Source organism: Rhizobium sp. PDO1-076, assembly GCF_000247475.1.
Lineage (GTDB): Bacteria > Pseudomonadota > Alphaproteobacteria > Rhizobiales > Rhizobiaceae > Allorhizobium.
The window spans coordinates 1-5,006 of the sequence record NZ_AHZC01000138.1; the positions used below are offsets into that span (position 1 = coordinate 1).

General features: G+C 65.2%; 5 protein-coding genes. All 5 read right to left on the reverse strand.

The window, feature by feature from the left end; translation table 11 throughout:
- Positions 1-119 precede the first annotated feature (119 nt).
- Positions 120-1,415 (reverse strand): phage major capsid protein, encoded by a 1,296-nt coding sequence (locus PDO_RS09895; RefSeq protein WP_037073299.1) that lies wholly within the window; start codon positions 1,413-1,415, stop codon positions 120-122.
- 142 nt (positions 1,416-1,557) lie between these two features.
- Entirely contained in the window at positions 1,558-2,157 is a 600-nt protein-coding gene (locus tag PDO_RS09900; protein WP_007601165.1) for an HK97 family phage prohead protease, read from the reverse strand.
- Positions 2,158-2,320: 163 nt separating this feature from the next.
- Positions 2,321-2,641 carry a DUF6107 family protein gene (locus tag PDO_RS09905; protein WP_007601168.1) on the reverse strand — a complete coding sequence of 107 codons (321 nt, stop codon included), beginning with the start codon at positions 2,639-2,641 and terminating at the stop codon, positions 2,321-2,323.
- Between the two features lie 332 nt (positions 2,642-2,973).
- Entirely contained in the window at positions 2,974-3,618 is a 645-nt protein-coding gene (locus PDO_RS09910; protein ID WP_007601171.1) for a glutathione S-transferase family protein, read from the reverse strand.
- Between the two features lie 89 nt (positions 3,619-3,707).
- Positions 3,708-4,868: a phage portal protein gene (locus PDO_RS09915; protein WP_007601173.1), complete on the reverse strand. Its 1,161-nt coding sequence runs from the start codon at positions 4,866-4,868 to the stop codon at positions 3,708-3,710.
- Between the last annotated feature and the right edge of the window lie 138 nt (positions 4,869-5,006).

Below are 5,006 nucleotides of genomic sequence, written 5' to 3' on the forward strand. Positions count from 1 at the left end.
GCCGATGAGGGGTGGGTGACGTCTCCCCCTTGCGGGGAGAATGGAATTTCAGCATCTTAGCAAAGCTAAGTGCTAGAAATTCCAAGAGAGGGGCTATTCCTACCCCATGCCCTACCCCCTCAAGCCGAGAACTTCACCAGCTTGATCGCCTCGAAATTCTGTACCCCGCCGCCGACGCGCTTGGTGGTGTAGAACAACACATAGGGCTTGGCCGAATAGGGATCGCGCAGCACGCGCACCCCAACCCGGTCGACGACCAGGTAGCCGGCGCGGAAATCGCCAAAGGCGATCGCGGTCGCCCCTGCCGCGATCGTCGGCATGTCCTCCGCCTCGGCAACCGGAAAACCGACCAGCGATGCCGTGTCGCCAACCCGTGCCGGCGGCTGCCAGAGATAGTTGCCGTCGGCATCCTTCAGCTTGCGGATCTCGCCCTGCGTCCTGCGGCTCATGACGAAGCTGCCGTTCTGGCGATGCCCGGCCTTCAGCGCGTAGATGACGTCCATCAGCACGTCCGACGCGCCACTGGCGGCAAAACCACCGGCGACGCCGGTCGCCTTGAAGCCGATATTGCCCCAGGTCCAGGCGCTGTCGGCGACCTGCGTATAGCTCAAGAACCCTTTCGGCTTGTTGATCCCGTCGCCCGAGACGAAGGCCGTGCCCTCCTGCTCGGCAAAGGCGCCGTCGACCTCGGAGGCGATCCAGGCCTCGATGTCGACGGCGGCATCATCGAGCAGTGCCTGGCTGGCGGCCGGCATGGCATAGAGCTCCATGGTCGGAAACGACAGTTCCGACAGTTCCGGCGTCGCCGTCTGCGGCCGGGCTACCGTCTCCGCCACCCAGCCGGCGGCAAAGCCTGCCGCGGCAAACGGCTTCTTCAGCACCGAGCCCGACACCTGACGCACGGTTGCCAGCGCCCGGATCGGCGAAATCACGGCGAGCCTCCGGCCGATCTCGCCATCGGTTTCCGGCGGCACGAGATAGCCGCCCTCGCCGGACACGCCGGCATTCAGCGACTTCTGGTCGAGGTCGCGCAGTGCCGCATCGTCGCCGCGGCGAATATAGGCCTCGAAGGCCGCCTTGTGTTCAGCATCGACCGGGCTGCGCTGATCATGGCCAAAGCCGTGGCCCTGCCCATCACGACCGGCGCGCGACAGCGGCGGCCGGAGCTTCTTCAGTGCCAGTTCGTCGAGCAACCGGCTTTGCTCATCCATCGCCTTGTTGATCCGCTCGACCTTGTCGCGGGTTACCACGTCGGCGGTCAGCTTGTGCTCGATCTCCGACAGCCGCTGGTCATTTCCCTCCTTGAAGGCCTCGAAGGCCTGCATGAAGTCCTCGAACGCCGCCGTCACCGTGTCGGGTGCGGCCTTGACCTCTGGCGCCACCAGCGCCATTGCATGGCCTGCCCGCTCGCCCATCCGTTCGTCCGCCCGTTCGCCCGCCAGTTCGCCCATCGGTTGGCCTGCCCGATCGCCCGCCAGTTGGCCTGCCAGTTGACTTGTCCGCTGACTTGCCCGGTGCACCATCCCGCTTTCCTCCATCGCCTGCTCGTTCATCGCGTCATCCTTTCGTGAAGATATTGCCTGCCATCGACCGTGCCGCCCGACGCATCAGCCGGACCAGCTCGGTTTCCCTGTCGCGGTAGAACCGCTGATGCTTGACGTTGGAGACCCGGGCCGTCGGCAGCATCGGAAAGGTCACCACCGAGATTTCCCAGAGATCGGCCTCGAGGATGCGGCGCACGCCGGTCTTGCGGTCGGCACGCGTTTTCACCGCGCGAAAGCCGATCGACAGCCCGTCGAGCGCGCCCGCCTTCATCAGCGCATGCACCTCGCGGGCGCGGCCGACATCGGTCGCCAGCCGGCCTTCGACATAAAGCCCGCGCTCATCCTCGCGCAGCGCCGTCCATGTGCCGATCACGTCGGCCGGATCGTGCTGGTAAAGCATGCGCACGCCGCCCGCGCCGCGCTTGGCGAGCGAGGCCCTGAACGCCCCCGGTTCGATCGCGTCACGGCCGAGATCGACCTCGCCGAACAGGCTGGCATAACCGGAAAACCTGCCGTCGCCGGCCACGCCCTTCAGCACCAGCCCGGCATATTTGAAACTCGGGGCACCGGCTCCCGCCTCCGCTCTTGCCCCCACCGTGGATGGTCGCAGCATCGGATCTCTCCTCGTGATTGTGATGATTGTGCGGTGTTGTTCTTGCCGTGGCCCGGGGCGCTGCGGCCTCCCTCTCTCCCCTTGCGGGAGAGAATGGAATTTCAGCACCTTAGCGAACGCTAAGTGCTAGAAATTCCAAGCGAGGGGGTAACCACTCGATAAATCACATCCCCGCCTTCCCCCCAGCCCGCGTGGTCAGCCGGACCAGGAGGCCAAGCCCCCACCAGGCGATGAACGAGGCAAGCGTCGCGCCGGCCAGCATGATCTCGGCCGCCGACAGATGCTGGGTCAGTCCCAGCCGCGTCGCGCACCAGACCCCCGTCGGTCCGCCGAAGATCAGCCCGCAGGCGACACCGGTGACGAGCCGTACCGCCGCCTCGCGGCGACCCTTGGGCAGGAGATAGACCAGCGAAATCGCGGAGCCCGCGACAGCACCGATCAGGCGCGCGGAAAACACGCCGCCGTCATGGCTGAAGTCAGTCATTTGTTCATCTTTCGCGCTTAGTCTTGAACCCGCGCCGGCCTGAACGATCCCGCCTCTGTAGGCGTCGGCCGGCGCAATTTCCCCCTCGCAAAACCGGCGTCAGTCGCCGATCGCCGCTTCATGTCGCACATGAAGTGCCGCCGTTTTCGCGAGTCGATGGAATCGCTTAGGCGCCAAAGCTCAGAGTTTGATTCCGCGCCTGAATGTGGCGGATGAAGTGCTTGCAGTTCCGATTCAGGTTGAGCAAGCGACGGCCCATGCCGCCCCCAAGGCTCCCGACCCGAACATCATCATTGCCCCCTGACATCGGTCAGCGCCGATGCCAGATGCTTTCAAGACCGCGCCAGCGGGCATGTTGCCGCAAAGCTTTCCCGGCTCCCGATACGGTCACGCCAGATCCGAAGGTTCTCGATCTTGCGAAATTCCTCCACGCCCTCGGGCACCATCAGAAAGTAGTCGAGCATCGGCGCAAGATAGAGATCGGCAAGCGTCAGCCTGTCGCCGCAGAGCCAGGGGCTGTCCCCGAGGAAATCCGACAGGACGCCGAGACAGACAGGCATCTTGGCACGCGCCTCGCCAACCCGGCGTTGATCGGGCGGCTCGCCGCTTGCCGCCTTCGACACCAGCTCGACATACAGTCCCCAGACAAGGTGGTGATAGATGTAGGCGTCGGCGATGCTGATCAGCTGGTTCATCCGCGCCCGTCGCCTCGGGTCTTCGGGTTGCAGCCTGGGTCCGGGAAAAGCCTCGTCAATGTAGCGGGCGATGGCTCCGGTCTCGTACAAGCGAAAACCATCCTGTTCGAACGACGGGATCTTGCCGAAAGGCTGCCGGTCGACATAAGCCGCCGGCACGCTGTCTCCTGCAAATATGTCGATCGGCACCAGGTCGTAGTCGACGCCTTTTTCATGCAACGTCATGCGCGCGATGCGGACATAGACGCTGTCATCGGCGCCAAACAGAATGGCCTTGTTCATTTGCTGCCCTTGTGAAGGAACCTAGGCGGGCGAGGATAGCATTTGATGCCGGCGCGACAACACGCCATCGGCAACCGGTCCAGCCAGCCTCAATAGCCCACCGCCTCGCGCTTCTCGTCGTCGCTCAGGAACCCCGCCGCGCCGACCCGGGCCCAGAGCGCGTCGCGCTCGGTGGCCAGCCCCGCCACCGTGTCGAGATCCGGTTCCAGCCGCAGCGCCTCGCCGGTGAGCTGGCCGAGAAATACCGACAGGCTGGCGGCGATGCGCGCCACCAGCGGCAGCACGGTCAGCCGATAGAAGGCGCGGTTGGCCTCCTGGTAATTGGCATAGGTATTGTCGCCGGGAATGCCGATCAGCATCGGCGGCACGCCGAAGGCGAGCGCGATGTCGCGGGCCGCACCATTGCGCGCCTCGACAAAATCCATGTCCTTCGGCGAAAGCCCCATCGACTTCCAGTCGAGCCCGCCTTCGAGCAGCAGCGGCCGGCCGGCGCGCATCGGCCCGGAATAACCCTCGTCGAGTTCGGTCTTCAGCCGCTCATACTGGTCGGCCGACAGATTGCCGCCCTCCTTCGGCTGATAGACCAGCGCGCCGGAGGGCCTGGCCGAATTGTCGAGCAGCGCCTTGTTCCAGCGGCCCGACGCATTGTGCAGGTCGAGCGCCACCTGGGCTGCCGCCAGCGGCGGAAAACCCTGGTGGTCGTCGAGCGGATGAAACAGCTTCAGATGCAGCAGCCCGTCGACGGCGATGCGCCGGACGGCACTGCCGGCGCGGTCGTCGTAGCCGACCGGCCAGCCGTCGGCACCGAGCACGACCGAGACCCGGTCGGGCCTGAGCAGATGCAGTTCGGCCGCGCGGTCACCAAGCCTGAGCGGCTCGACATAAGCATTGCCGGCCAGGAGCAGATGGCCATAAAGCGTCTCGAGGAAATCCGGCCCGGTCATAGCCGCGTTCGGCCGGGCCAGAAGCGTCAGCGCCGGATGCTCCGGCTGCTCGGCCGCGCCGCCATAGGCCAGCCACGGAATGCAGGCCGCCGCCTCGGAAATCATCCGCACCGCACGATAGGCGACCGGATTCTTCATGAAGCCCTCGCGCGACAATGCTGCGTAGGAGCGCCCGGTCCAGCGCGCCTGCCCCTCGCCGGCAATCAGCGCCAGGGGACCTGAAAGGGCACCGGTCAGCGCCTTTTCATCAGACACGGCCTTGCCTGCCGAGGACCATATCCACGGCATTCGAAATGGGATCTTCATCGGGTGTCTCCGTTGATCGTGGAGGAACGGTCGTCATGCGCAAAAGCGAGGTTTCTACTGCGGAAAGGCCCGGGATGCGAACACGGCGGCAGGTGGTTACCCCCCTTGCCCTGCCGGGCGTTCGTCACTGCAAACGAT